This is a genomic window from Nonomuraea harbinensis, from assembly GCF_019396385.1.
In the GTDB taxonomy this organism is placed as follows: domain Bacteria; phylum Actinomycetota; class Actinomycetes; order Streptosporangiales; family Streptosporangiaceae; genus Nonomuraea; species Nonomuraea ferruginea.
In genome coordinates this window covers 28,886-53,882 of sequence record NZ_JAHKRN010000005.1, presented here as the reverse complement: position 1 = coordinate 53,882, position 24,997 = coordinate 28,886, and the positions used below count along the sequence as shown (strand labels likewise).

The window sequence follows — 24,997 nt, the reverse complement described above, 5'->3', positions numbered from 1 at the left end:
TTCAGTCGCCGAACATGCCCTGGAGCGTCTGGGCGGTGGCCGCGAAGAGCAGCACCGACTTGGCAGCCTCTTCGGCCTTCCCTTCGGCCACACCCTCCTGGAGACCGCGGCCGTAGTGTTCGCGGGCCCACGGCGTGTAGACCGGCCAGTCGGTGGCCGTCATGATCTCCTCCATGAGGCGGCGAATCGCGGGGGCGGCCATGAACTTACTGTTACATCATGAGCACGGAAAGTGATGGCAGTTCGCGTGCTCTACCCCGACGACTGGAGCCGCTCGGTCAGAGGACGCTGCGGTAGTAGGAGATCTTGTTTCTGATGTAGCGCTTGCGTTCCTGGAGGTTGTCGATCTGGCCCTCGACTCGGCGGTCGTGCTCTTCGAGGAGTTTGATGCGGTCCGGGATGGTGTGGTCGCCGGCGCGGGTCAGCTCGGCGAAGCGGAGCATCTGGGCGATCGGCATGCCGGTGTCGCGCAGGCAGCGGAGCATGCCCAGCCAGCCGATGTCCTGTTCGGTGAAGCGGCGCTGGCCGGCGGCGTTGCGTTCGACGCGTTCGAGCAGGCCGATCTTCTCGTAGTAGCGCAGCGTGTCGAGGGTGAAGCCGGTCTCCTCGACGACCTCGGCGGGGGTGTAGACGCTCACGCGAAAGAGCATGCCACCTGGAGCGGACTCCAGGTCAAGCTCCAGGTCGAAATGCCCGAAATAGCCCGATAAATCCGATAAAAGTGGACGGTTGACATGGAGTGCGCTCCAGCTTCCATCGTCATAGCCATGAGAATCGCACTCGGCACCATCCCCTTCGGCACGACCGTCAGCGAGAAGGACACCTTCGCCATCCTCGACCGCTTCGTCGAAGCCGGCGGCCGGATGCTCGACACGGCCGACAACTATCCGTTCTGGGAGCCCGGCCGCACCGGCGACGAGAGCGAGCTGGCCATCGGTGCCTGGCTCGCCGCCCGGGGCAACCGGGACCAGGTGTACCTGAGCACCAAGGTGGGCGCGCGCCCCACGGTGCCCGGCGACGTCACCCTCGACTCCGCCGAGGGCCTGTCCGCCGCGGCGATCCGTACCGCGATGGAGGGCAGCCTGCGCAGGCTGGGCACCGACCGCGTGGACCTGTACTGGGCGCACATCGAGGACAGGTCGGTGCCGCTGGAGGAGACGCTGGGCACGTTCGAGGAGCTGGTCCAGGCGGGGCGGGCGCTGGCCATCGGCGCCAGCAACCTGCCGGCCTGGCGGCTGGAGCGGGCCAGGAACGTCTCGGCGGCCCACGGCTGGACCCCGTACACGCACCTGCAGCTCCGGCACACCTACCTGCGCCCGCGCCCGTACACGAAGCTCGTCGAGAGCGGTCACACGCTCACCACGGACGAGCACCTGGGCTACCTGGAGGACACCGGGGTGACGCTGTGGGCGTACAACACGCTGATGTTCGGCGCCTACACCCGCGAGGACCGGCCGATCCCCGACATCTACCACCACCCCGGTACGACCCGCCGCCTGGAGGTCCTGCACCAGGTGGCGCGGGAGCTCGGCGCGACCCCCAACCAGGTGGTGCTGGCCTGGCTCCTGGCGGACGGCCACGTGCCCATCGTCGGCGTCAGCTCGATGGCCCAGCTGGAGGAGGCCATCGCCGCGACGGAGCTCAAGCTGGACGACGACCTGAAGTCCCGCCTCGACACCCCCAGCTGAACGCGGGCGGCCCGGGGAGGGAAATTAAGCTCGGAGCATGCAGTTCGCGCCCAGCTTCCCCGTCATGCTCAGGACCGACGACGGCGTGCGCATCGACGCCGCGCACACCCCTCCCGCCGGGAGCGCGGCGCGGGACGTCGGCATCGTGGTGGCGCACGGGTTCACGGGCTCGTGGCGGGAGCGGCCAGCCCGGCGGATCGTGCACGTGCTCAGCGCGTACGGCGGGGTGATCGCCTTCGACTTCCGCGGCCACGGCAGGTCCGGCGGCGAGAGCACGGTGGGCGACAAGGAGATCCTCGACGTGGCCGCGGCCGTCCGCCACGCGCGGGCGACCGGCTACCGCAGGATCGCCGTGGTCGGCTTCTCCATGGGGGCCGCCGTGGCGGTGCGGCACGCGGGGCTGTGCGAGGGCGCGGACGCGGTGGTCGCGGTCAGCGGCCCGGCCCGGTGGTACTACCGCGGCACCAAGCCGATGCGCCAGGTCCACTGGATCATCGAACAGCCGCTGGGCCGCTGGGCGGCCAGGATGGCGAAGCGGACCAGGATCGCCGTCGGCCGCTGGGACCCGATCCCGATGCCGCCGCACGAGGCCGCCGCGCTGATCTCGCCGACGCCGCTGCTGATCGTGCACGGTGACGCGGACGCGTTCTTCCCGCTCGATCACGCCCGGCAGCTGTACGAGGGCGCGCGGGAGCCGAAGGAGCTGTGGATCGAGCCCGGGTACGGCCACGCGGAGTCCGCGGCGACCCCCGAACTGGTCCGCAGGATCGGAAAGTGGATCTCCTCGAACTTTTCCTGAATAAAACACGTCTACCTAGGGCGGACAGCAGCAAACCGCCGGGAGAAGTCTCAGGGGTAAGCGATCCGCCCAGGCGATGGGCGTGGTTCATACTTCTCGTAGTCGGCTGATTGCCCAAAGTGGTCCACCGCAGGGTGGGCACCTAGCGTCGCGGGGGCGCGCTGGGTGCCATCCGCGTCACGACGAGGGCCCCGGCGCGTCGCCGGGGCCCTCGTCGTGACGTCAGCCCAGCCGGGCGATCGTCTTGTACTCCAGGTAGCCGGCCAGCCCTTCGGGGCCCAGCTCGCGGCCGAGCCCGCTGGCCTTGTAGCCACCGAACGGCGCGCCCGTCTCGATCATGTAGCAGTTGACGCCGTACGTGCCGGCGCGCACCTGGCGGGCCACGTCCATGCCGTGCTCGGTGTCGGCCGTCCAGACGGTGCCGGCCAGGCCGTAGTCGCTGTCGTTGGCGATCCGCACCGCGTCCGCCTCGTCCTCGTACGGGATCACCGCGAGGACCGGGCCGAAGATCTCCTCGCGGGCGATGCGCATGTCGTTGGTCACGTTCGCGAACACCGTCGGGGCGACGTACCAGCCGCGGTCGTGCGGGCGCTCCAGCCCGCCGACGACGACCTTGGCGCCCTCGTCCATGCCGATCTTGATGTAGCCCTCGACCCGCTCCTGCTGCCGCCGGGCCACCAGGGGCCCGATGCCGGTGGCCGGGTCGGCGGGGTCGCCGACGGGCTGGGAGTTGACCATGTTCACGACCGCCTCGACGACCTCGTCGTAGCGGTTGCGCGAGGCCAGGATGCGGGTCTGCGCCACGCACGCCTGGCCGTTGTTCATCAGCGAGGCGATGGCCAGCATGCCCATCGAGGAGGCCAGGTCGGCGTCGTCGAGCACGATCGCGGCCGACTTGCCGCCCAGCTCCAGGCTGACCCGCTTGAGCTGCTCGCCGCAGATGGAGGCGATGCGCCGGCCGGCCGCGGTCGAGCCGGTGAACGCCACCTTGTCGACGCCCGGGTGCGACACCAGGTGCTCGCTCACCTCGCGGCCGGCGGGCACGATGTTGAGCACGCCCGCCGGCACCCCCGCCTCGCGCGCCATGTCGGCCAGCACGTACGCGTCGAGCGGCGTCTCGGGGGCCGGCTTGAGGACGATCGCGCAGCCGGCCAGCAGCGCGGGCGCGACCTTGGTCATCGTGACGAACTGCGGGACGTTCCACGGCACCACGGCCGCCACCACGCCCACCGGCTCGCGCCGGACGGTCACCGGGCCGAACACGCCGGGCCGCTGCTCCTCCTGCTCGAACGTGGCGCCGTACTGGGCGTAGTACTGCAGCATGCCCAGCGGCTGCGGCGCCTGGGCGAGGTTGGAGAAGGTGATCGGCGAGCCCATCTCCTCGGTGATGAGCGCGGCCATCTCGCCCTGCCGCTCGGCGTAGATCTCGGCCAGCCTGCCGATGACGGCCGCCCGCTCGGCGAACGTCATGCGCGGCCACGGTCCGTGGTCGAACGCCTCGCGGGCGGCGGCCACCGCCCGGTCCACGTCCTCGGCGGTGCCGTCGGGGACCCGGCCGACGACCTCCTCGGTGTGCGGGCTGATCACGTCGATCGTGCCGGTGCCCGCCGGGGTCACCCACTCGCCCCCGATGAACAGCTTGTCGTGCTGGCGCATGTCGTGAGCCTCCTGCCGGAACCGAATGCTTTCTTCGCAAGAGGACCGAATCATGTTCTGTCCGGGCACGCAAGAGGGGCACGGCACCCGGTGCCGTGCCCCTCTTCAGACCGTCAGCGCCGGCCGTTGAGCAGGTGCGCCATCGACCGCTTCACCAGGTCGGTCCTGGTGGCCTGGTCGAGCAGGCTTTCCGCGCCGAAGCCCAGGTAGACGGTGTCGCGGGTGGTGATGCCCGCGCCCTCCTCGAACACCTGGTCCGTGCGGGCCCAGTTGTTCACCGAGGCGGACGTGCCCTCGGGCGGGTCCGCCACCGTCCAGCCGCCCAGGTCGGACTCGAACGAGGTCTCCTCCGCCGTCGCGCCGTCCAGCGTGACGACCGCGTCGTCGACGAAGACGCCGGCGCCCTGGGTGGCCCAGTCGCTGACGTACGAGATCGAGACCTCGACCTGCTTGCCCGCGTACGGGGTCAGGTCGATCCGCCACTGCTGCCAGCCGCCGGAGTTGCCCGAGGCCGCGTTCCAGGAGCCGGAGGTGCCGGTCGGCTCGCAGTCCGGGCCCTGGTACCGCTGGGTGAACGGGTGGATGCTGCTCCACCCGGACTGGCAGCTGCTGCCGGTCGCCTGGGAGGTGTGGCCGTTGGCGTCGGGCAGCGTCGTCCAGTCGTCGCCGTCCGCCGTGCGCGCCTCCACCATGAAGAAGTCCCAGTCGGCCTCGGTGTCGAGCGACGCCCAGAACGTCAGCTCGCCGCTCGACCGGCCGGTCAGGTCGATCGTCTTGCTCAGCCGCTTCCATGAGACGTCGGCGATGCCGCTGTAGACGTCCCAGGACCCGGTGTGCGGGTCGAACGGGGCGCCGGGCCGCTCCCACTTGATCGGCGCCGAGCTGGCGAACAGCGGGAACTTGTCCGCGGGCAGGATCGCCGAGGTGGCCACGAAGGCGTTGGTGTGCACGTCCGGCTCCAGCGTGCCCGCGAAGCCGTCGAACCCGCCGTTCACGCCCTTCACCGGGTACGGCTGGCCGGTGGCCGGGTCGCTGCCCGAGTTGTCGAAGTAGACGTACGCCCCCAGCCAGTACTGCTGGAAGTCGTTGAACACCGGGATGCAGGGCGGGTCGCTCGGCTCCGAGCACTCCGGCTGACCCGGCTGGTCGGGCTCGTAGTAGTAGGCGCCGTTGGCGTTGGCCGCGTACGACGGGTACTTGCCCGCGTGCATGACCTTGCCGCCCTCGTTCAGGTAGTCGCGGACGGCCAGCTCGGTGTCCACGCCCGCCAGGGAGGTGGTGCCGGGCACCTGGCCCGCGCTGCGCGGGATGATGTCGTCACCGGTCTCCCAGATGACGGCCTTGTAGTGGCTGAGCACGCCCAGCGGGTGCGGCGCCTTGCGCCCCATCTTGTCCATGTCGTACACGTCGGAGCTGTAACCGGCCGCCTGGAGCGCCTGGGCGTAGGCGCCGGCGTACTTCGCCTCGGTGACGCCCTGCGCCGGGCTCAGACCGGTGACGTCCTCGGCGGCCAGCACGAGCACCTTGCCGCCGATGTCGTCGTGCACCTTGTACGTGAACGACTGGCTCTTCTTGCCCAGGGAGCTGAACCACACCTTGACCGTGTCGCCCGGCTTGGTGCCGGTGACCTCGCCGCGCAACCGGTGGTAGTAGCGGTCGTAGCCCTTGCCGTACCGCTCGCCGCCCTTCCACTCCTTGGTCAGCTTCACCCGCGTGCGGCCGTTGTCGACCTGGTAGTTCAGGAACACCGGGCCGAGCTTGCGCTTGGCGTTGACCTGGACCGTCTGGTTCTTGCCGTAGCTGACGTCGAACGGGTCCAGGACGAAGTCCGGCGTGGTGTTGCCCAGGTGGCTCACCGGCTCGACCGGGTTGACCGCCGACTTGGCCACGTCGAGCGCGAACGGCAGGTTCCTCTCGAACTCGGCCTGCACCAGCGCCTCGTCGTCGGGGAAGACGAAGCCGCAGCCGTCGCAGCCCTCGTTCAGCTCGGGCGTCCACGCCAGCGTGCCGTAGGTGGAGTGGGCGTGGTCGGTGGTCTCGCCGTTCGTGGTGTAGAGCTCGGCGCCCAGGTCCGGGTCGAAGCCGGGCACCGCCGGGTTCTCGTCGTCACCGGTCAGCGCCTGGTAGATCGGGTGGTCGGCGGTCTCCGTGGCGATCTGGAAACCCGACGGGTAGAGCAGCAGCGGGCCGTACGAGTGGTAGTTGAGCTGCATCTCGAACTTCACCCGCTTGAGCAGGCCGTCCATGGCCTTCGTCTCCGGCTCGCTGGCCGGGCCGGCGCCGCGGTAGGTCTCGCTGCTCGGGATCGAGGAGGAGCCCTCCTCGTCGTAGTGGAAGTTCGTGGGGAAGTTCCGGTTCAGGTCGACGCCGTCGCCGGTGGTGATCTGGCCGTCCCCGTTCACGTCACGCAGGTTCTTGCGCCACAGGCGGTTGCCCTCGGTGAAGGTGAAGTCGTAGCCGTCGGGGTTGGCGACCGGCACGAACCACAGCTCGGTCCGGTCCAGCAGGCTCCTGAGCTGCCTCTTGTTGGCCACCACGTGCTTGAGCAGCCGCATGTCCACCTCGGTGGCGATCCACTCGCGGGCGTGCTGGGTGGCGGAGTACAGGGTGGCGGGCTTGATGCCGTCGGGCAGCACCCTGGCCAGCGAGGTCACCTTGGCGGCGAGGATGTCCTGGCCGCGGAGCGTCTTGCCGATGGACTGGAGCTTGACGACGTCCTTGTTCTCGTCGGCGATCTTCCTGAGCTGGTCGGCGATGCCGCCGCTCTCGGAGTAGGACTTGTAGACGGTGTATCCGCTCGCCGCCTGGGCCTTGGCCGCCTGGAGCTGGGTCTGGCCCTGCGGGTTGCGTACGGGCGCGGGTTCGTGGCCGAGCTTCTCCAGCCCTTCGAGATCCTTCTGGGCGGCGGTGAGCTCGATGTGCTCCTTGCCGTTCCGGATCTCCTGCTGGACGACGTCGAAGCCCTTCTCCCTGAGGGCCTGGGCGGTGCCGAGCGGGCTGTCGAGCTGGTAGAGCTCGATCCGGTCGCCGGGCGGTAGCGGGTCCACGGCCGCCTGGGCTTGCAGCGCGACCATGGACGTGCCTAAGCCGAGGATCACGGCCGTGACAAGGGTGAGTGAACGAGACACAGGTTCCTGCCCCTTCGCAGAGACGCGTACGATCGCCATCTCAATGGGACTTGACGATCCCGGCAAGACCCAATCTTTATTCCTGTCTTATTCCAGACAGCCAGGACAATCCTCACTAAACGGTCGCGAGTTGAGCCGTTAAGATGACAGCTTTCAAGATCATCTTCTATAGTTTCGGTCGTCTACGAGGGGAGGACGGGCGTGAAAGCCGGGCGCGTGGCCGTGTTCGCCATCGTCCTCGCCGGGCTGCTCGCGCTCCCCTCCGGGCGGCCGGCCGCCGCCGACCCCAGCCCTGCGGAGCTGCGCAAGCTCACCAAGCAGGCCTCCCAGCTCAACGAGCGCTACCGCGGCTCGATCCAGAGCCTGGAGGAGATCCGCATCCAGGCCAAGAAGGCCGTCGACACCTCCGGCTCACTGCAGAGGCGCCTGGCGGAGGCCCAGTCCGACCTGGCCGCGCTGGCCGAGACCTCCTACATCCTCGGCCCGCTCGACACCACCCGGCTCTTCGGCACGGAGATCGACCCCTACAAGGCGCTCGGCCAGGCGGCCAACATGACCCACATGATCGAGGAGCGGGCCAACCGGGTCGCGGGCGTCGAGAGGCTCATCAAGGACGCCCAGAAGGCCAAGCTGCGGGCCAACACCACGATCAAGAAGCTCCAGAAGGAGATCAAGACCCTCCAGAGCAAGCGCCGCGACCTCGACAAGCTGCTCGCCAAGTACGGCTTCCAGCAGCCCGGCAGCGCCGGCGGCCTGACCCAGCGCATGGTCAACGTGCGCGCCGAGGTCATGCAGAACTTCCCGATGCCGTACGGGGTCGGCTGCCTGCGCCCCGGTGACCCCGGCGAACACGGCAAGGGCCGGGCCTGCGACTTCATGATCTCCCGCGGCATGGCCAGCGGCGGCGAGGCCGACCGCGGCGACGCCCTGGCGGAGTGGCTCATCCGCAACGGCGACCGGCTGGGCGTGATGTACATCATCTGGAAGCAGCGCTACTACGACATCAGGTCGGGCGGCGGCTGGGACCCCATGTCCGACCGCGGCGGGGCCACCGCCAACCACTACGACCACGTGCACGTCTCAGTGTTCTGACGACAGGAAGTCCCTCAGCCAGGCGTAGGACGCCTTCGGGGTGCGTCTCTGGGTGGGGAAGTCGACGTGCACCAGGCCGAACCGCTGGTGGTAGCCCTCCGCCCACTCGAAGTTGTCCAGCAGCGACCAGACGAAGTATCCCCGCACGTCCACCCCCTCCCGCCCGGCCCGGCGCATCGCCTCGATGTGCTGCTCCAGGAACGCGATCCGGCCCCGGTCGTCGACCACGCCGTCCGGCCCCGGCACGTCCTCCTGGGAGCAGCCGTTCTCGGTGACGTACACGGGCGGCAACCGATCGCCGTACCGGTCCTTCAGCCGTACGAGCAGCTCCCGCAGCCCGTCCGGCACCACCGGCCAGCCGAACGCGGTGGTCGGGTAGCCGGAGATCCCGGCGTCCTCCCACGGCAGCCCCTCGGAGGAGGGTGCGGCGATCCGGGTGGGGTTGTAGTAGTTGATCCCGATGCCGTCCAGCGGGGTCGCGATGACGTCGAGGTCCCCGTCGTACACGAAGTCCAGGTTTGTCACCCCGTACGCCGACAAATCTGGGTATTTGCCGAGAAGTACCGGGTCGTTGAAGAGGCGGTTGTGCAGGACGTCGTACGCCTCCGCCGCCGCCAGGTCCGCCTCCGAGTCCGACGCGGGCCAGACCGGCGTGCAGTTGTTGGTGATCAGCACCTGCTCGGCCCCCGCCGCCCGCAGCGCGCCCGCCGCCAGCCCGTGGCCCAGCAACTGGTGGTGCGCGACGGGCAGCGCGTCCAGCATCAGGGCGCGTCCGGGGGCGTGGATCCCCATCGCGTATCCGTACGCCATGTGCACGAACGGCTCGTTGAGCGTGATCCACATCCGCACCCGGTCGGCCAGCCGCCCGGCGGCCAGCGCGGCGTACTCGGCGAAGCGGTGCGCCGTGTCGCGGGCGAGCCAGCCGCCGCCGTCCTCCAGCGCCTGCGGCAGGTCCCAGTGGAACAGCGTCGGCACCGGCGTGATGCCCTCCGCCAGCAGCGCGTCCACCAGCCGGTCGTAGAAGTCCAGGCCCTCGGCGTTGACCGGCCCGCTCCCGGACGGCTGGATCCGGGACCAGGAGAGCGAGAAGCGGTAGGCGTTCACCCCGAGCCCCGCCATCAGCGCGACGTCCTCCGGCCAGCGGTGGTAGTGGTCGCAGGCGACGTCACCGGTGTGGCCGCCCCTGGTGCGGCCGGGCTCGCGGGAGAACGTGTCCCAGACGGACGGCCCCCGGCCGCCCTCGTCCGCGGCGCCTTCGATCTGGTAAGCGGCCGTCGCCGTACCCCACAGGAACATGCCCGGCTCCCTCTGCTTGAGTCCGGCTCATGTTAACCGAGACGCCCGCTACCTGCGGGTAATGCGCCAGGATGGGGACATGACGAGTACCTTGCGTCGCAGGCCGGCCCAGCGCCGCAGCCTGGAACGGGTGGAGCGGATGCTCGACGAGTGCGCGTTCCTGCTCGACGAGATCGGCTACGAGTCGCTGACCACCAAGGAGGTCGCCCGCCGCGCCGAGGTGCCCATCGGCACCTTCTACCAGTTCTTCCCCGACAAGCAGGGGCTGGTGCGGGCGCTGGCCCTGCGCAACCTCGAAGCGTTCCTCGGCCGCGTCACCGAGCGCATCAAGGAGCGCATCACCGCCGCCGACCTCGGCCACTGGACCGACCTGGTCGACCTGGCGATCGACGAGTTCGTGGCCATGAAGCGGACCACCCCGGGGTTCGCGGTGGTCGACTTCGGCGAGATCCTGCGCGCCCCCGGCGGCCCCGCCATCGAGGGCACCAACCGGATGCTCGACACCGCCCTGGAGAACAACGCGATCGTGGCCGACCGCCTGCGCGCCATCACCGTCGACCTGCTCGACGCCCCGGCCGGGCCGGCGTTCGACCGCGCGGTCCTGGTCACGGTCGAGGCCGCCGACGCCGTACTCAAGCTGGCCTTCCGGGTCGACCCCGACGGCGACCCCGACCTGATCGCCGAGTGCAAGCGACTGGCCCACGGATATCTCTCCGCCCATCTGCCCTGAGGCGCCTGGTTCGCCCGCTCAAGCCTGGGACAGGATGTTGTGCGGCGGTTCCTCCCCTATGGCGCGCAGGATCGGCAGGGTGCCCGCGCGGTGGCGGGCCGCCTCGTCGTGGTCGCCCACCGTGTCGGCGACGGCCGCGAGGCGGCGGAGCGCGGCGACGATCGCGCGCGGGTCACCGGCTTCCCGCGCCAGCGTCAGCGCGGCACCCGCGTGGCGGCGTGCCTCGTGCACCTCACCGGCCAGCAGCGCCAGGTCGCCCCGCGCCATCCGCGCCCCCGCCAGCGCCACCAGGTCGTCGTCGGCCGCCGCCGCGGCCTCCAGCTCGCCCAGGTAGCGCCGGCCGAGCCCGCACCGCCCGTTCGCGAAGCAGACCCGCACCGCCGCGTTGTAACCCACCCCCAGCCAGTACGAGTAGCCCCGCGCCCGCAGCCCGTCCACCCCCGCCACGACAGGCTCCACCGCGCCGCGCGCGCACCCCAGCAGCACCTTCGCGGAGTCGGCCAGTTCCCCCGGCGCCCCGAGCGCCGGCAGCCGCTCCAGCGCGTCGTCCGGGCAGGACACCCCCATCGCCATCGCGGCCCTGACCAGCCGCAGCCCGCACGCCGCCTCCCCGCGCTCCACCGCCCGCCCCAGGGCGGCACGGCACTCCGCCCCGAGTGCTCGCGCCCTGCGCAGGTGGCGCACCCGCTCCGGCCACGGCTGCCGCCGCGCCAGTGACGCCCCCTCATGACACTCCTCGTACGCCTCGCGGACCGCCCTCAGGTGCCGGTCGCGCAGCAGGTCATGCTCGCCCGCCTCCCGCAGGCGCTCGGCCGCGTACTCCTTGACCACCCCGCGCAGCGCGTACGACCCCGTCACCAATCGCGCGGCCACGAGCCGGTCGAGCAGCCGGGGCACCTCGGCCCGCCGCAGGATCCCGCCGTCGCCGCACACGGCTCCCGCCAGCGGCGCGTCGAACGCCCCGGCGAACACCGCCAGTCTGCGCAGCAGCACCCGCTCGCGGGGCGCCAGCAGCTCGTGCCCGAGCCGCACCACGGCCAGCACCTTGCCGGCCCCGTCGGCGGAGGCGGGCAGCAGACCGTGGCGCCCGCCGAGCCGGTCGGCGATCCGCCCGGGGCTCAGCGCGCACCCGGCGGCCAGCTCCAGCGCGAGCGGGATCCCGTCGAGCAGCCGGCACAGCCGCTCGACGTCGTCCGTCGGCGCGCCGGCGAAGAACTGCGGCATGTGGTCACCATCTGTGGCGGGAGGATCACTCTGACGTCACAGTGTGGCACCTTCCCTAGGTCAGCACCTCAGGGAAGCGGCCTCTCCAGTCCGCGCGTGTCACCAGAGGGGATCAACTAGACTTATAAGGTCGCGAGATCGCGCGGCCGGCCCCATCAATACAGAGCGAGAACTCATCATGCCTTTGAACAGCCGCGACGACCTGAGGAACATCGCGATCATCGCGCACGTCGACCATGGCAAGACCACGCTCGTCGACGCCATGCTCTGGCAGTCCGGGGCGTTCCGCGCCAACCAGGACGTCGATGACCGGGTCATGGACTCCAACGACCTCGAGCGCGAGAAGGGCATCACCATTCTCGCCAAGAACACCGCGGTGCGCCACGGCGGCATGACCATCAACATCATCGACACCCCCGGACACGCCGACTTCGGCGGCGAGGTCGAGCGCGGCCTGTCCATGGTCGACGGCGTGGTGCTGCTGGTCGACGCCTCCGAGGGCCCGCTGCCGCAGACCCGCTTCGTGCTGCGCAAGGCGCTGTCGGCCAAGATGCCCGTCATCCTGTGCATCAACAAGGTCGACCGGCCCGACTCGCGCATCGCCGAGGTGGTCGACGAGGTCTACGAGCTGTTCATGGACCTCGACGCGACCGACGACCAGATCGACTTCCCGATCGTCTACGCCTCGGCGAAGGCGGGCCGCGCCTCGCTGGAGCGTCCCGGCGACGGCACCATGCCCGCGTCGGCCGACCTGGAGCCGCTGTTCGACATCATCAAGTCGACGATCCCGGCCCCGACCTACGACCCCAGCGCGCCGCTGCAGGCGCACGTCACCAACCTCGACGCCTCGTCCTACCTCGGCCGCATCGCGCTGTGCCGGATCCACCAGGGCCGGCTGACCAAAGGCCAGCAGGTCGCCTGGTGCCGCACCGACGGCAGCATCCAGCGGGTGAAGATCACCGAGCTGCTGATGACCGACGCGCTGGAGCGCAAGCCCGCCGAGGAGGCCGGCCCGGGCGACATCATCGCCATCTCCGGCATCCCCGACATCATGATCGGCGAGACGCTGGCCGACCCCGACGACCCGCGCCCGCTGCCGCTCATCACCGTCGACGAGCCCGCCATCTCGATGACGATCGGCACCAACACCTCGCCGCTGGTCGGCAAGGTCAAGGGCGCCAAGGTCACCGCCCGCATGGTGAAGGACCGCCTCGACAGGGAGCTGGTCGGCAACGTGTCGCTGCGCGTGCTGCCCACCGAGCGGCCCGACTCGTGGGAGGTGCAGGGCCGCGGCGAGCTGGCGCTGGCCATCCTGGTGGAGCAGATGCGCCGCGAGGGCTACGAGCTGACGGTCGGCAAGCCCCAGGTGGTCACCAAGGAGATCGACGGCAAGGTGCACGAGCCGGTGGAGCGGCTCACGGTCGACTGCCCTGAGGACTACCTCGGCGCCGTCACCCAGCTCCTGGCGGTGCGCAAGGGCCGCATGGAACACATGACCAACCACGGCACCGGCTGGATCCGGATGGAGTTCGTGGTCCCGGCGCGCGGGCTGATCGGCTTCCGCACCGAGTTCCTCACCGAGACCCGCGGCACCGGCCTGGTGCACCACGTGTTCGAGGCGTACGAACCCTGGTTCGGGGAGCTGCGCACGCGCGGCAGCGGCTCGCTGGTGGCCGACCGCTCCGGGCCCGTCACCGCGTTCGCGATGCTCAACCTCCAGGAGCGCGGCGCCCTGTTCGTCTCGCCCGGCACCGAGGTCTACGAGGGCATGGTCGTCGGCGAGAATTCCCGTTCCGACGACATGGACGTCAACATCACCAAGGAGAAGAAGCTCACCAACATGCGCTCCTCCACCGCGGAGGAGACGGAGAAGGTGATCCCGCCGCGCGTGCTCTCGCTGGAGCAGGCGCTGGAATTCATCCGCGAGGACGAGTGCGTGGAGATCACTCCCGACGCGGTGCGCATCCGCAAGGTGATTCTCGACGCCGCCACGCGGGGCCGCGCCGCGGCCCGCGCCAAGCGCGCCTGACCGTCCTTACTCCGGGTCACCCCACCGTGTGGAGATTGTTTCTCCGGTACGGCGGAGTGGCCCGTAGTCATTTCTCCGGGCGGCGATTCGGGAATCCGGGAGCGGAGCACAGGTTCCCTGGTCGGAGGCTACGATGCGGAATCACGCATTTCCGCTTACCTCTCTAGTGAGGTGTGCCGTACCTGGAGAAGGGGAATTCAAGGGATTGGCGGGCTTTTACGCTCCGGAAATAGACAGAAGATGTCAAGACCGGAGCAATGTAATCACACCGTTACCCCATCAGCGAGAACAATCGGCCGGGCGAGTGAATCATCCAGACTGTGGAGAGGCTCCGAGCTGTTGCCGGGTTCGGGCTGGCCGTCATATCGATGGGCGCCATCATCTGGTGCACCATGGCCGCCGAGCCCGTGCCTCCGGCTGCGGTCCCGCCCTCGATGCTGGAGGCCGACTCGTGGAACCTCCCCGCCACCCGCGCCGAGCCCGGCGTCGAGCGTGACCGCGAGGCGTTCACCGAGGTGACCATCGCCCCGGCGAGCGCCGCCGACCTGGCCGGCGTGCCCGAGGGGCGGCTGGACGAGCGCCGGCGTCAGGTGAAGGTGACGATCGTGCACCGGATGCTGATGGACTCCACCGACAGCCTGGCCGGCACGCTCCGCCAGGGGGCCGAGTTCCCGCGCGGCATGCGGCGCTTCACCGACGACGGGTTCGGCGCCGTCAAGGTCAACGGCACCGTGCTGGCCCCGGCCTCCCGGCTGCCGCCCCTGCTCACCACCGAGGACGGCCGCACCACCGTGCGCTTCACCGTGACGCTGCTGCGGCAGGTGCGTCCTGAAGAGCTCATGCGCGTCGACTTCAACGCCCCCACCGCCCGGCCGCTGCTGGTCGTCCACCGGAAGGTGACCCTGCGGCCCGGCGAGTGGACCGTGCTGCGGGCGGCCTCGATCGAGCCCGACCGGGAGGAGCGGCAGCGGCTGGAGTTCACCGTCGGCGTCTACCCCGTGAGCGTCACGCTCGCGCAGGGCTCCTACGGCTTCCCCGACGTGCGGGAGGAGGACGACTTCTCCTGGGCGACCGCGCTCGGCGTGCTCACCGCGGTCGTGCTGGCGGCGCTGCTGCTGCGCGCGCTCGGCGGCGAGTGGTGGCAGCGGACGGCCAACCGGGAGCTGGCCGCCGGGCTGGCCCTGGCCGTGCCGGTGGTGCTGCTGCCGGCCGTGGCGGAGGAGTTCACGCTGCCCGCGTACGTGATGCTGTTCGGCGGGCTGCCGCTGCTCGCGCTGCGCCACGCGGTCCAGGTGCTGCCGACCGGGCCGCAGTGGACGCCCCGTGACGCGCTCGGCGCGACCGGGGTGGGCGTCCTGCTGGCGGTCGGCATGCTGTCGTGGTCCTACCGCTACGGGCAGCTCCCCGGCGACACGCTGCTCACCGGGTCGGGTGTCGCCGCGGTCGCGGCCGCCGGGTCCGCGGTGGTGCTCAGCGCCGACCTCGGGGTGCGGATCGTGGTCGTGCGGCTGGCCGCCTTCGCGGCCGGCTCCGCGGTCGCGCTGCTGGCCCTGGCCCTGTGGGGCAAGGCGCTGGCCACCCAGGTCTACCCGCCCGACAGCGTCCGGCTGCTGCTGGCGTTCTGCTGGGCGCTGATCCCGGTGGCCGCCGTCGCCGTGGCCATCAAGCAGTGGACGCGTGGCGCGGCCGTGGTCGCCGTCGTGGTGAGCCTGATGGTGCAGGGCTGGCCGAGCGAGTGGCTCGACGCGGGCTCGTGGAGCCGCGAGGTGCCTGGCCAGGTCGTGCCCCACATCGGCGAGCTGGAGCTGACCCCGGCGGTGCGCGGGGTGATGGGACTGCTGCTGCTCGGGTTCCTGCTGCTGGTGCTCCGGCTCAGGCGGCTCGGCTCGGCCCTGGACGCGACGCGGAGCTCCGCCGCCGAGGCCACGATGATCATCTGCCTGATGGTGGCCTACCTGGCCCCGCAGGGCAGCGCCACGCTGGGCGACATCAACGTGCCGCTGCCGATGCTCTCGATCACCGCGCTCATCGCCTGGGTGACGGCGCGCTGGCTGCTGACCCATCCGCACCCGTCGGTCGTCGAGCCGGGCGACCAGGAGGAGCACCGCGAGCTGATCAGGTCCGCGCTGCACCGGCGGCTGCTGCTGGCCTCCGAGCAGGAGCTCTACCGCGCCGGCCGGGGCCGCATCGGCACCGGCGAGCTGTCCATGGAGGAGTTCGGCAGGCAGCGCGACGGACTCGACGCGGCGCTGCGCCGGCACGGCGGCCACCCCGAGACCGCCTTCGCCACCGCCGCGGGCTGCTCCCCCTGGCACAACGGCGTCTGCGGGTTCGTCGTCAGCCTGCTGCTGAGCCTGCCGTTCCTCATCGTGTTCGGGGTGCCCGCCGGGGCCGATCTGAGCAGCTTCGTGTTCGAGGCCCGCTCGGTGATCGCGCTGCCCGCGTTCGGCTTCCTGTTCGGCTACTTCTACCCGCGCGTCCGCGGCACCCAGCCGATGACGAAGGCGCTCCACCTGATGGCCGCCGCGCTGGCCACCGAGCTGTCCGGCTACCTGTCGGCCCTCGCCGAGCCCGACCTGGGCGCGATGGACAAGGTGCAGGTGGTGGCCATCATCGTGGGCAAGGTGGCGCTGGTCTCGATCGGGCTCGGCCTCTACTGGGAGTGGCGGATCATGCACCTGGCCGGCGAGCCGTGGGCCAGGGTGCGCAACGTCCGCAGCCTGCGCAGCCTCGCGACGCCGCTGCTGGCCATCGTGATCGCGGCGGTCACCACCGCCGCCACCTCGGCCGCGGGCCAGACCGTCGACCGCATCCTCAGGGGAGACGAGACCTCCCAGCAGCCCTGATCAGGGCCTGCGCGGCAGCTCGCTCCCCCGTACGTGCGCGCAGAGCCACTCGATCAGCGGCCGGAAGTCGCGCCAGCAGGCGCGCACCCGGTCGGCGGCCCGCGCGGTGTGCACCCACGGCTCCGGCTCGAACCGGCGGCTCGCGTAGAGCGACCTGTGGCGCAACAGGTCGAGACGCGGATGGTCCTCCGGCACGCCGCGCGGCCGGGTCTTGAGCCGCTCGCCGCCGCGCTCGTAGCCGGCGGCGTCGAGCGCGGCCACCACGGTCTCCAGCGGCTTGCCGGTCTCGTCGTGGTCGACGGCCGCGCGGAAGCGGGCCACCTGGTCGGGCGCCTGCGAGAACAGGCCGCCCGCGGCCTGGACGCCGGCCGCGCTGACCTCGGCGTAGAACCCGATGCCGGGCATCAGGTCGACGAAGACGCCCTGATGGGTCTTGTACGGCGACTTGTCCTTGGCGTAGCGGACGTCACGGTACGGGCGGAAGAGCTTGGCGTCGCCGAACTCCTCGGCCAGCTCGTCGGCCAGGGCCAGCATCGGAGCCCGCACCGCTTCCTCGTACAGGTGCTTGTGGCGGGAGAAATAGGTCTTGGAGTTGTCCGCCTCAAGCCCTTCGTAGAACAGGAACGCCTCGTCCGGGATGCCGGTGAAACCCATGGCGCCCAGCCTGCCATGCCGGGCCCGCGGTCACGGCTTCGGCTCCGCCGCGAGGTAGCGCCGGCCCGGCTCCGGCGGCTTCTCGTACAGCTCGCTCACCGTCACCAGCCGGTAGCCCTTGCGGGTGAGCGTCTCGATGATCCGCGGGACCGCGTCGACGGTGGTGCGGTGGATGTCGTGCAGCAGCACCACCGAGCCGGGCCCGGCCCGGACCGCGCGCTTGGCCACGACGGCGGGCACCCGGTCGCGCCAGTCGTGGGTGTCGACGTTCCACAGGATCTGCGCCAGCCCGCGCCGCCGGGACTCCTCGGCGACGGTGCGGTCGGTGGACCCGTACGGCGGCCGCATCAGGTGCATGCGCACCCCGGTCACCGAGCGCACCAGGTCGCCGGTGCGCTGGAGCTCCTGGGCGATCAGCCGGCGCGGCAGGGTGGTGAGCTCGGTGTGGGTCCACGAGTGGTTGCCGAGCTCGTGCCCCTCGCCGGTGATGCGGCGCAGGAGGGCGGCCCCGCCGGGAGCGGCCACCATCTGGCCGACCACGAAGAACGTGGCCCGCGCGTCGTGCTCGCGCAGCACCCGGAGCAGCCTGCCGGTGTCGGCGCCCGGCCCGTCGTCGAAGGTGAGTGCCACGCACCGGCCGCACTCGGTGGGGCGGGCGGGCCAGTCGCGCTGCATCGAGGTCAGCCGCCTGGCCAGCGCCTCCGGGTCGGCGGAGGCAGCGGGGCGCTCCGGCGCGGCGAGGGGCACCCGTGCGGGCGGCTGGGCCGCGCATCCCGTCACCGCCGCCAGCACCAAGACCGGCGCCACCCCCCACGCGCGCATGTTCCCCCCGGTGGCACGCCAACGGGGGCATCACGGATAGTCGCCGGCAGGCCGCCCCCGCGAGTCCCTGACCAGCTCTTCCCACCATGATGGGATATCAGCCTGCAACTCCTTGGAGCGACGCGCCACTCTTAGGGCACATCCGGCCGGATCGGTACCGAGATGGCGGCGTTTCACCGGGCCTTCCCGCCAACGGTAGAACCCGTCCCGGTAGCGCACGACGAGCCCGATCCAGACGGAGAGGGTCACACCGTCGCCGATCTCGTACGAGGTGGTCACGCCCAGGCCGTGCAGCTCCGCTCGGAGCTTCTCCGTCACCGCGCGGGACTCACTCACCCATTACCCCCTGCCGACGGTCCGTCGCACACGAAGAGGTGTACCCACCTACAGCTCACAGTCGTCAAGAAGTTTCACAGCCGGGAGTCGGCGTCAGTGGTCCGCCACCTCGCGCGGCTCCGCCACGACCATGATGAACCGCAGCTCGCCGTCGCCTTCGTTGGCGTAGCGATGCGCCCTGTCGGCGGTGAAGAGCACCGCGTCGTCGGTGCCGATCACGTGGCTCTTGCCGTAGACGGTCAGGGTCAGCTCGCCCCGCAGCACGGTCAGCATCTCCCTGGTGCCCGCCGGGTGCGGGTCGCCGTCGTGGTGTTCGCCGGGCGCCAGCCGCCAGTCCCACAGCTCCAGGATCATCGGCGAGTCGGCGCCGACCAGCAGCCTGGCCCGCACGTCGCCCTGGTCGAAGGTGACCGCGTCGGCCTTGCCGACGATGCGGACCACCGGGACGTCGCCGACCTCGACCAGCCGGGCGACGGTCACGCCGAGGGCGGAGGCGATCCGGGTGAGTGTCGACACGCTCGGGTTGGTCCTCCCCTGCTCGACCTGGACGAGCATGCCCCGGCTGACGCCGGACCGGGCGGCCAGCGCGTCCAGGGTGAGCCCGCGATGGGCCCGCTGGGCGCGCACGTTGCTGGCGATGGCCTGGGTGATCAGCTCGGTGTTCTCCACCCTTGTGCAGTGTAGTGGAAAGAGTTTGCACCACAGTGCACTCTGTGTGGTGTACTAGGAGTGCAATATATTGAACCAAGGGGATGGTGAAACGTGATCGCGGTGATCCTCGCGACCGCCAGCGCGGTGGTCTACGGCACGGCCGACTTCTTCGGCGGCCTGGCCACCCGACGATCGCGGGTGCTCGCCGTGGTCGCGCTCTCCCAGTTGGCCGGGCTCGCACTGATCCTGGCCCTGCTGCCCGCGCTGCCCGGCGCCTTCGACGGCCGGGCCGTGCTCTGGGGGCTCGGCGCCGGGCTGTCGGGCGCCGCCGGCCTGGTGCTGTTCTACCGGTCGCTGGCCACCGGCGTGATGTCCGTGGTGGCGCCGACCACCGCCGTGACCTCCGCGGCGCTGCCCGTCGGGTTCGGGCTCCTCCAGGGGGAGCGTCCCGAGGCCACGGCGCTGCTCGGGGTGGCGCTCGGGCTGGGCGCGGTGCTCCTCATCAGCCAGGACCGGTCCGGGAGCGCGAGCGGGTCGGCGAGTTCGGTGCTCACGGCGCTGGCCGCCGGCGCGGGGTTCGGCGGCTTCTTCATCCTGCTCGCCATGGCCTCGGCGGAGTCCGGGCTCTGGCCGCTGGCCGGCGCCCGGGTCTCGTCCATCAGTCTGGTGCTCCTGCTCGCGCTGGCCACCCGGCGGGCGCTGAAGCCGGCGTCCGGCTCGCTGGGAGTCATCGTCGCCGCAGGGGTCCTCGACATGGCCGCCAACGTGCTCTACCTGCTGGCCCAGCGACAGGGCATGCTGAGCCTCGTGGCGGTGCTGGTCTCTCTCTACCCGGCCAGCACGCTGCTGCTGGCCAGGCGGGTGCTCGGCGAGCGGCTGCACGCGATCCAGCTCGCCGGCGTGGCATGCGCACTGGGCGCGGTGGCGCTCATAGCCGTCGCGTAGCACGCGGGCGGCTCCGCGACCTCAGGCCGCGCTCGGCGCGGCCTCGCGGACCGCGCCCTCCTCCCGGGCGTACTCCTCCAGCATGCCGCGCAACTGCCTGCGCCCCCGGTGCAGGCGGGACATCACGGTGCCGATGGGCGTGCCCATCCGCTCGGCGATCTCCTTGTAGGCGAACCCCTCGACGTCGGCGAGGTAGACCGCCACCCGGAAGTCCTCGGGCAGCGAGCGCAGCGCGTTCATCACCACGCTGTCGGGCAGCCGGTCGAGCGCCTCGGTCTCGGCCGAGCGCAGCCCGGTCGAGGTGTGGGACTCGGCGGCGTGCAGCTGCCAGTCCTCGATGTCCTCGGCGGCCGACAGCTTGGGCGAACGCTGCTTCTTGCGGTAGTCGTTGATGAAGTTGTTGGTGAGGATCCGGTGCAGCCAGGCCTTGAGGTTGGTGCCCTCACGGAACTGGTGGTAGGACGTGAAGGCCTTGGCCACGGTCTCCTGCACCAGGTCCTCGGCATCGGCGGTGTTACGGGTCAGACGCATGGCGGACGCGAACAGCTGCGACGTCACGGGCACGACATCGCGCTCGAACCAGTCTTGACGCTGCTCTTCGGTCATCGTGATCAAATCATTCCCCCTTGCGCTATCCCCCGTTCGGCACCAGCCGACTGACAGCGGTTCCATCGTCGCAGGCCCCGCGTAAGGGCCGCGTTAGGGGTTCCGCGCTGGTCAGAGAGGTGAACAGTCCCTGTGCTCGCGGCGTGCGACATCACGTCCACGGCTGGACAAGTTTCATAATCATAACATCATCCGCTCAATTTCGTGGAAAATGTGGCGGGAATCACATGGGATAGCGTATGGGCATGGATTTCGTGGACCGCCACGCTCCGGCGACACGCCAATGGGTGGCCGAGGCCGTCCGCAAGGTGGAGGCCGACGCCAACCGGAGTTGTGATACGCACCTGCACGTGTTCCCGCTTCCCTCGGAGTGGGAGGTAAACCTCTACCTGAAAGACGAGTCGGTGCACCCCACCGGTTCACTCAAACACCGGCTCGCCCGGTCTCTTTTCCTGTACGGCCTGGCCAACGGGTGGATCGGCCCCACGACCACGATCGTGGAGGCGTCCAGCGGTTCGACCGCGGTCAGCGAGGCCTACTTCGCCCGGCTGCTCGGGCTGCCGTTCATCGCGGTCATGCCGGCCGCCACCTCGCCCGAGAAGATCCACCTGATCGAGTTCTACGGCGGCAAGTGCCACCTGGTCGGCGATCCGGGCGCGATCTACGAGGAGTCCCGCCGGCTCGCGGCCGAGACCGGCGGCCACTTCATGGACCAGTTCACCTACGCCGAACGGGCGACCGACTGGCGGGGCAACAACAACATCGCCGAGTCGATCTTCGACCAGATGCTCATGGAGCCGCACCCCGAACCCACCTGGATCGTGGTCGGCGCCGGCACCGGCGGCACCAGCGCGACGATCGGCCGCTTCATCCGCTACCGCCGCTACCCGACCCGCCTGGCCGTCGCCGACGTGGAGGGCTCGGCCTTCTACCCCGGCTGGGTCTCCGGCGACCCCGAGGTCACCGCCCCGGGTTCGCGGATCGAGGGCATCGGCCGGCCGCGGGTCGAGCCGTCGTTCCTGCCGACGGTGATCGACCGCATGATCGCGGTGCCCGACGCCCGCTCGATCGCCGCCATGCACTGGGTGCGTGAGGTCACCGGCCGCGACGTGGGCGGCTCGACCGGCACCAACGTCGCCGCCTGCGTGGAGCTGATCAAGGAGATGCGCGGCGCCGGGGAGCGCGGCAGCATCGTCACGCTGATCTGCGACAGCGGCGACCGCTACCGCGGCACCTACGGCAACCCCGCCTGGCTGGCCGGCCAGGGCCTCGACATCGAGCCCCACCTCGCCGACTTGCGCGCCTTCCTGCCCTCCTAGGCGAGCTCGGCCAGGGCCTCGCCGATCTGGTCGTCCTCCGGAGCCAGGGCGGCGGCGTGCCGGAGGTCGGCGCGCGCCGCCTCCAGGTCGCCGAGCGAGCGCAGCGCGTAGGCCCGGTTGAACCGCACCTCGGCCCCGTCCTCCAGCTCGACCGCCCTGGTCAGGTCGGCCACCGCCGCGTGCGCGTCGCCCTCCTCGAACGCCAGCGCTCCACGCCCGGCCCAGGCCGCGGCCAGCTCCGGCGCCCGTTCCAGCGCCGAGTCGAACGCCTTGCGCGCGCCCACCAGGTTGCCCTGCGCCGTCTCGATCTGCCCCAGCACGCTGAGCAGGAACGGGTTGCCCGGATCCCGCTCGACGTCCGCCTTGGCCCGGTCGAACTCGTCCATGGCCACCAGCAGCCCGGCCCGGTTCACGTACGCGTCGGTGAAGCCGGGATCCAGCTCGACCGCGTGGTCCAGGTCGGCCAGCGCGCCCGCCAGGTCGCCGCGCGCGTACCGCACCTCCGAGCGGTTGTAGTACGGCTCGGGGAAGGGCGGCCCGGCCCGCATGGCGCTCTCGTAGTCGGCCTCCGCCTCGTCCAGCCGCCCCAGCCGGTACCGCAGGTTGCCCCGGTCCACGTAGTAGTCGGGATAGCCGGGATCGGCCGCGACGGCGGCGTCCAGATCGGCCAGGGCCGCCTCCGGGTCGCCGAGCACGGCCAGCAGCTGCGCCCGGTTGGCCCGCAGCACCAGCCGGTGGATCGGATGGCCCGGCGCGAGGTCGCGCTCGCCCAGGTCGATGGCCTCCTGGACGAGCCGCATCGCCTCGCCGGCGCGGCCCAGGCGGACCTGCACGAGCGCCTTGCCGTTCAGGTCGAATCCCAGGTGGAACGCCCGCTCGCGCCGGTCGGGCAGCAACGAGGTGAGCGCGACGGCCTGGTTGATCCAGGCCAGCGCCTCCTCAGGGTCCCGCCGACCGGGGTCGTGGTGCCTGACCAGCAGCATCGCGGTCGCGTACGCGGCGGTCGCGAGGTTCTTGGGGTCGGTGCTCGCCCGCCGGCCGCGGTCGAGCAGCTCGCGCGCCTCGTCCTCGCGGTCGAGCGCGGCCAGCGCGGTGGCGGCCCGGTGCGCGAGCGTCCACCACTTCGCGCCGCCTTCCGGCAGCGTGGGCAGCAGCGCCGCCCCGGCCTCGGCCATCGCGTGGTGGAAGCCCTCGTTGCGGTATCGGTCCAGCTCGGGCCCGAGCGCGTACGAGGGAGCCGGGTGCGAGGGCCCGGACGGCTCGCGGACGATCGCCAGGCCGGGTACCCGCCGTTCGAGCACGTCCAGCAGCTGGAGGTCGGTGGGGTCGGCGTGCGCGGTGTTGGCGACCCGCAGCTCCATCGGCCCCGCGGCCGTCAGATGACCGCGGACGAACTCCGCCAGCCCGTTCGCCAGCCGCAGCGTGCGCAGCGGCGCGGGCACCAGGATGCGCTCACCCTGGGGCAGCCGGTCGGCCAGCGTCACCCGCCGGGCGGGCACCCGGTCGCGCAGCGCGGGCGCCACCGTCCTGATCTCGATGTCGTAGGCGGCGATCAGCTCGTCCCCCGCCTCGGGGACGAGCGCGTGCATGAGCGCGGCTCCGAAGGTGTAAGGGCCCCGGAGACCACGATGGGCGTCGAAAATGATCCTTCTCAGAATCGTCGCTCCCCTGGCGAGCAGAAAACACCGCAATCACGGTCCGAAAAACCGGATCGCGAGAAAAGCGGGAGCGGCGCCCCCGTCCGCTGGCGCCGCGCCCTCTGCCATGGAGGAGGTCAGGCGGCGTGCTTCGGCGTCGCCGCCCCGGCCAATTTGACGGTCCCCGGCTTATGGACCACGACCTTCTTCATGTTCGGCCTTTCCCGATCAATGACAGACAGATCGTCCAATATCAACACGGCTTCCGTCGGACGACAAGGGCTAACGTGAAAAGGATTATTTCCTAATCAGTGACCTTTTAGTCGCCAAGGATGGCCTCCACGAACACCTCGGGGTCGAACGGCGCCAGATCGTCCGGCCCCTCGCCCAGACCCACCAGCTTGACCGGGACGCCCAGCTCCCGTTGGACGGAGATCACGATGCCGCCCTTGGCCGTGCCGTCGAGCTTGGTCAGCGCGATGCCGGTGATGTTGACCACCTCGGCGAACACCTGGGCCTGGCGCATGCCGTTCTGGCCCGTGGTCGCGTCGAGGACGAGCAGCACCTCGTCGACGGTCGCCTTCTTCTCGATGACCCGCTTGACCTTGCCCAGCTCGTCCATCAGGCCGGTCTTGGTGTGGAGGCGGCCGGCCGTGTCGACGATCACCACGTCGGCCTTCTCCTCCATGCCCCTGGCGGTCGCGTCGAACGCCACCGAGGCCGGGTCGCCGCCCTCGGGGCCGCGCACCACGTCGGCCCCCACCCGGTCGCCCCAGGTCTGCAGCTGGTCGGCGGCCGCGGCGCGGAAGGTGTCGGCCGCGCCGAGCACGACCTTCTTGCCGTCGCCGACCAGCGAGCGGGCCAGCTTGCCGGTGGTCGTGGTCTTGCCGGTGCCGTTGACGCCCACGACCAGCACCACCGCCGGCCGCTCACCGTGCTTGGCGATGTGGAGGCCGCGGTCGAGGTCGGGGTTGATCTGGATGAGCAGCTGCTCGCGCAGCAGCTCGCGGACCTCCTGAGGGCTGCGGCTGCCGAGCACCTTGACCTTGGTGCGCAGCTCCTCGACCATGGTCTGGGTCGGCGCGACGCCGACGTCGGCCGTGATCAGCCGCTCCTCGATCTCGTCCCACACCTCGTCGTCGAGGCGGTCGCGGGACAGCAGCTCCAGCAGGCCGCGGCCGAGCGCGCTCTGCGACTTGGCCAGCCGGGAGCGCAGCCGCACCATCCGGCCGGCCGACGGCGGCGGCACCTCCAGCTCGGGCGCCTTGACCATCGGCTCGGCGGGCTTGGCCGGCGGCGGAATGGTCGTGGTCGCGCCTTCGGCCTCCTCCGCCGGGGGCCGCTTCTCCTCCTCCTCGGGAAGAGGCGGTGCCTCCGGGGGCGGCGGCGGGGCCGCCTTGCCTCCCGGCCGGAAGAGCAGGAACAGGCCACCTGCCGCGATGAGGGCGACAAGGACCACGATCACGATCACGCCGAGGTAACCATCCACAAGATGTCAGTTTTCCAGATGGACCGGCATGGTCAGGACCAAGGGCGCGC

Annotated in this window: 21 protein-coding genes; 8 read left to right on the top strand and 13 right to left on the bottom strand. The window is 70.9% G+C overall.

Annotation, left to right across the window (positions count from 1 at the left end):
* Position 1 precedes the first annotated feature (1 nt).
* Entirely contained in the window at positions 2-202 is a 201-nt protein-coding gene (locus tag KME79_RS06815; RefSeq protein ID WP_219543735.1) for a hypothetical protein, read from the bottom strand.
* 76 nt (positions 203-278) lie between these two features.
* Positions 279-638 carry a MerR family transcriptional regulator gene (locus KME79_RS06810; RefSeq protein WP_261808334.1) on the bottom strand — a complete coding sequence of 120 codons (360 nt, stop codon included), beginning with the start codon at positions 636-638 and terminating at the stop codon, positions 279-281.
* A gap of 129 nt (positions 639-767) precedes the next feature.
* Between KME79_RS06810 and KME79_RS06805 the strand changes: the two genes are divergently transcribed.
* Positions 768-1,688 carry an aldo/keto reductase gene (locus tag KME79_RS06805; protein WP_219543734.1) on the top strand — a complete coding sequence of 307 codons (921 nt, stop codon included), beginning with the start codon at positions 768-770 and terminating at the stop codon, positions 1,686-1,688.
* A 37-nt stretch (positions 1,689-1,725) separates the two neighbouring features.
* Positions 1,726-2,487: an alpha/beta hydrolase gene (locus tag KME79_RS06800; protein WP_246639412.1), complete on the top strand. Its 762-nt coding sequence runs from the start codon at positions 1,726-1,728 to the stop codon at positions 2,485-2,487.
* A gap of 222 nt (positions 2,488-2,709) precedes the next feature.
* Here the strand turns inward: KME79_RS06800 and KME79_RS06795 are convergent, their stop codons facing one another.
* Positions 2,710-4,143: an aldehyde dehydrogenase gene (locus tag KME79_RS06795; RefSeq protein ID WP_148029542.1), complete on the bottom strand. Its 1,434-nt coding sequence runs from the start codon at positions 4,141-4,143 to the stop codon at positions 2,710-2,712.
* A gap of 113 nt (positions 4,144-4,256) precedes the next feature.
* On the bottom strand, positions 4,257-7,241 hold the full coding sequence (locus tag KME79_RS06790; RefSeq protein ID WP_308248818.1) for a M14 family metallopeptidase: 2,985 nt from the start codon (positions 7,239-7,241) through the stop codon (positions 4,257-4,259).
* 231 nt (positions 7,242-7,472) lie between these two features.
* On the opposite strand from KME79_RS06790, the gene KME79_RS06785 reads away from it, so the two are divergent.
* The gene (locus tag KME79_RS06785; RefSeq protein ID WP_219543733.1) at positions 7,473-8,363 is read left to right on the top strand and encodes a VldE C-terminal domain-containing protein; all 891 of its coding nucleotides are present in this window, start codon (positions 7,473-7,475) and stop codon (positions 8,361-8,363) included.
* Here KME79_RS06785 and KME79_RS06780 read toward each other — a convergent pair.
* Entirely contained in the window at positions 8,352-9,659 is a 1,308-nt protein-coding gene (locus tag KME79_RS06780; RefSeq protein ID WP_219543732.1) for a GH1 family beta-glucosidase, read from the bottom strand. The genes KME79_RS06785 and KME79_RS06780 overlap by 12 nt on opposite strands.
* A 79-nt stretch (positions 9,660-9,738) precedes the next feature.
* Here KME79_RS06780 and KME79_RS06775 point away from each other — a divergent pair, with 79 nt between their 5' ends.
* A complete protein-coding gene (locus KME79_RS06775; RefSeq protein ID WP_219543731.1) occupies positions 9,739-10,389 on the top strand; it encodes a TetR/AcrR family transcriptional regulator in 651 nt (216 codons plus the stop codon).
* 18 nt (positions 10,390-10,407) lie between these two features.
* Here the strand turns inward: KME79_RS06775 and KME79_RS06770 are convergent, their stop codons facing one another.
* The gene (locus KME79_RS06770) at positions 10,408-11,613 is read right to left on the bottom strand and encodes a hypothetical protein (RefSeq protein ID WP_219543730.1); all 1,206 of its coding nucleotides are present in this window, start codon (positions 11,611-11,613) and stop codon (positions 10,408-10,410) included.
* 178 nt (positions 11,614-11,791) lie between these two features.
* On the opposite strand from KME79_RS06770, the gene typA reads away from it, so the two are divergent.
* Both typA and KME79_RS06760 read left to right on the top strand, forming a co-directional pair.
* A complete protein-coding gene (gene typA / locus KME79_RS06765; RefSeq protein ID WP_219543729.1) occupies positions 11,792-13,642 on the top strand; it encodes a translational GTPase TypA in 1,851 nt (616 codons plus the stop codon).
* Between the two features lie 320 nt (positions 13,643-13,962).
* Positions 13,963-16,488, top strand: a complete 2,526-nt coding sequence (locus KME79_RS06760; protein ID WP_219543728.1) for a hypothetical protein — start codon at positions 13,963-13,965, stop codon at positions 16,486-16,488.
* Here KME79_RS06760 and KME79_RS06755 read toward each other — a convergent pair whose 3' ends face one another.
* The 4 genes from KME79_RS06755 to KME79_RS06740 all read right to left on the bottom strand — a co-directional run bounded on the left by KME79_RS06755 (position 16,489) and on the right by KME79_RS06740 (position 18,969).
* Positions 16,489-17,142 (bottom strand): DUF2461 domain-containing protein, encoded by a 654-nt coding sequence (locus tag KME79_RS06755; protein ID WP_148029535.1) that lies wholly within the window; start codon positions 17,140-17,142, stop codon positions 16,489-16,491. It lies immediately after the preceding gene.
* Between the two features lie 30 nt (positions 17,143-17,172).
* Positions 17,173-17,964 carry a polysaccharide deacetylase family protein gene (locus tag KME79_RS06750; RefSeq protein ID WP_219543727.1) on the bottom strand — a complete coding sequence of 264 codons (792 nt, stop codon included), beginning with the start codon at positions 17,962-17,964 and terminating at the stop codon, positions 17,173-17,175.
* Positions 17,965-17,994: 30 nt separating this feature from the next.
* Positions 17,995-18,300, bottom strand: coding sequence for a hypothetical protein (locus tag KME79_RS06745; RefSeq protein ID WP_219543726.1), 306 nt, complete (start codon positions 18,298-18,300; stop codon positions 17,995-17,997).
* Between the two features lie 93 nt (positions 18,301-18,393).
* Entirely contained in the window at positions 18,394-18,969 is a 576-nt protein-coding gene (locus KME79_RS06740; RefSeq protein ID WP_219543725.1) for a helix-turn-helix domain-containing protein, read from the bottom strand.
* A gap of 93 nt (positions 18,970-19,062) precedes the next feature.
* On the opposite strand from KME79_RS06740, the gene KME79_RS46175 reads away from it, so the two are divergent.
* Positions 19,063-19,896, top strand: a complete 834-nt coding sequence (locus KME79_RS46175; RefSeq protein ID WP_219543724.1) for a DMT family transporter — start codon at positions 19,063-19,065, stop codon at positions 19,894-19,896.
* 21 nt (positions 19,897-19,917) lie between these two features.
* Here the strand turns inward: KME79_RS46175 and KME79_RS06730 are convergent, their stop codons facing one another.
* On the bottom strand, positions 19,918-20,502 hold the full coding sequence (locus tag KME79_RS06730) for a sigma-70 family RNA polymerase sigma factor (RefSeq protein WP_187280970.1): 585 nt from the start codon (positions 20,500-20,502) through the stop codon (positions 19,918-19,920).
* Between the two features lie 245 nt (positions 20,503-20,747).
* Here KME79_RS06730 and KME79_RS06725 point away from each other — a divergent pair, with 245 nt between their 5' ends.
* Complete coding sequence (locus KME79_RS06725; protein ID WP_148029529.1) at positions 20,748-21,821, top strand: PLP-dependent cysteine synthase family protein; 1,074 nt, start codon at positions 20,748-20,750, stop codon at positions 21,819-21,821.
* On the opposite strand, the gene KME79_RS06720 is transcribed toward KME79_RS06725, so the two are convergent.
* Complete coding sequence (locus KME79_RS06720) at positions 21,818-23,410, bottom strand: tetratricopeptide repeat protein (protein WP_219543723.1); 1,593 nt, start codon at positions 23,408-23,410, stop codon at positions 21,818-21,820. The two genes, KME79_RS06725 and KME79_RS06720, sit on opposite strands and share 4 nt — an antisense overlap.
* A 367-nt stretch (positions 23,411-23,777) precedes the next feature.
* Entirely contained in the window at positions 23,778-24,947 is a 1,170-nt protein-coding gene (ftsY, locus tag KME79_RS06715) for a signal recognition particle-docking protein FtsY (protein ID WP_219543722.1), read from the bottom strand.
* Positions 24,948-24,997: the final 50 nt, after the last annotated feature.

What these genes read in the sequence shown, in the direction of transcription:
- KME79_RS06815 (WP_219543735.1), bottom strand. Translation starts at nt 202, where the DNA reads ATGGCCGCCCCCGCGATTCGCCGCCTCATGGAGGAGATCATGACGGCC.
- KME79_RS06805 (WP_219543734.1), top strand. Translation starts at nt 768, where the DNA reads ATGAGAATCGCACTCGGCACCATCCCCTTCGGCACGACCGTCAGCGAG.
- KME79_RS06800 (WP_246639412.1), top strand. Translation starts at nt 1,726, where the DNA reads ATGCAGTTCGCGCCCAGCTTCCCCGTCATGCTCAGGACCGACGACGGC.
- KME79_RS06795 (WP_148029542.1), bottom strand. Translation starts at nt 4,143, where the DNA reads ATGCGCCAGCACGACAAGCTGTTCATCGGGGGCGAGTGGGTGACCCCG.
- KME79_RS06780 (WP_219543732.1), bottom strand. Translation starts at nt 9,659, where the DNA reads ATGTTCCTGTGGGGTACGGCGACGGCCGCTTACCAGATCGAAGGCGCC.
- KME79_RS06775 (WP_219543731.1), top strand. Translation starts at nt 9,739, where the DNA reads ATGACGAGTACCTTGCGTCGCAGGCCGGCCCAGCGCCGCAGCCTGGAA.
- KME79_RS06770 (WP_219543730.1), bottom strand. Translation starts at nt 11,613, where the DNA reads ATGCCGCAGTTCTTCGCCGGCGCGCCGACGGACGACGTCGAGCGGCTG.
- typA (WP_219543729.1), top strand. Translation starts at nt 11,792, where the DNA reads ATGCCTTTGAACAGCCGCGACGACCTGAGGAACATCGCGATCATCGCG.
- KME79_RS06755 (WP_148029535.1), bottom strand. Translation starts at nt 17,142, where the DNA reads ATGGGTTTCACCGGCATCCCGGACGAGGCGTTCCTGTTCTACGAAGGG.
- KME79_RS06750 (WP_219543727.1), bottom strand. Translation starts at nt 17,964, where the DNA reads ATGCGCGCGTGGGGGGTGGCGCCGGTCTTGGTGCTGGCGGCGGTGACG.
- KME79_RS06730 (WP_187280970.1), bottom strand. Translation starts at nt 20,502, where the DNA reads ATGACCGAAGAGCAGCGTCAAGACTGGTTCGAGCGCGATGTCGTGCCC.
- KME79_RS06725 (WP_148029529.1), top strand. Translation starts at nt 20,748, where the DNA reads ATGGATTTCGTGGACCGCCACGCTCCGGCGACACGCCAATGGGTGGCC.
- KME79_RS06720 (WP_219543723.1), bottom strand. Translation starts at nt 23,410, where the DNA reads ATGCACGCGCTCGTCCCCGAGGCGGGGGACGAGCTGATCGCCGCCTAC.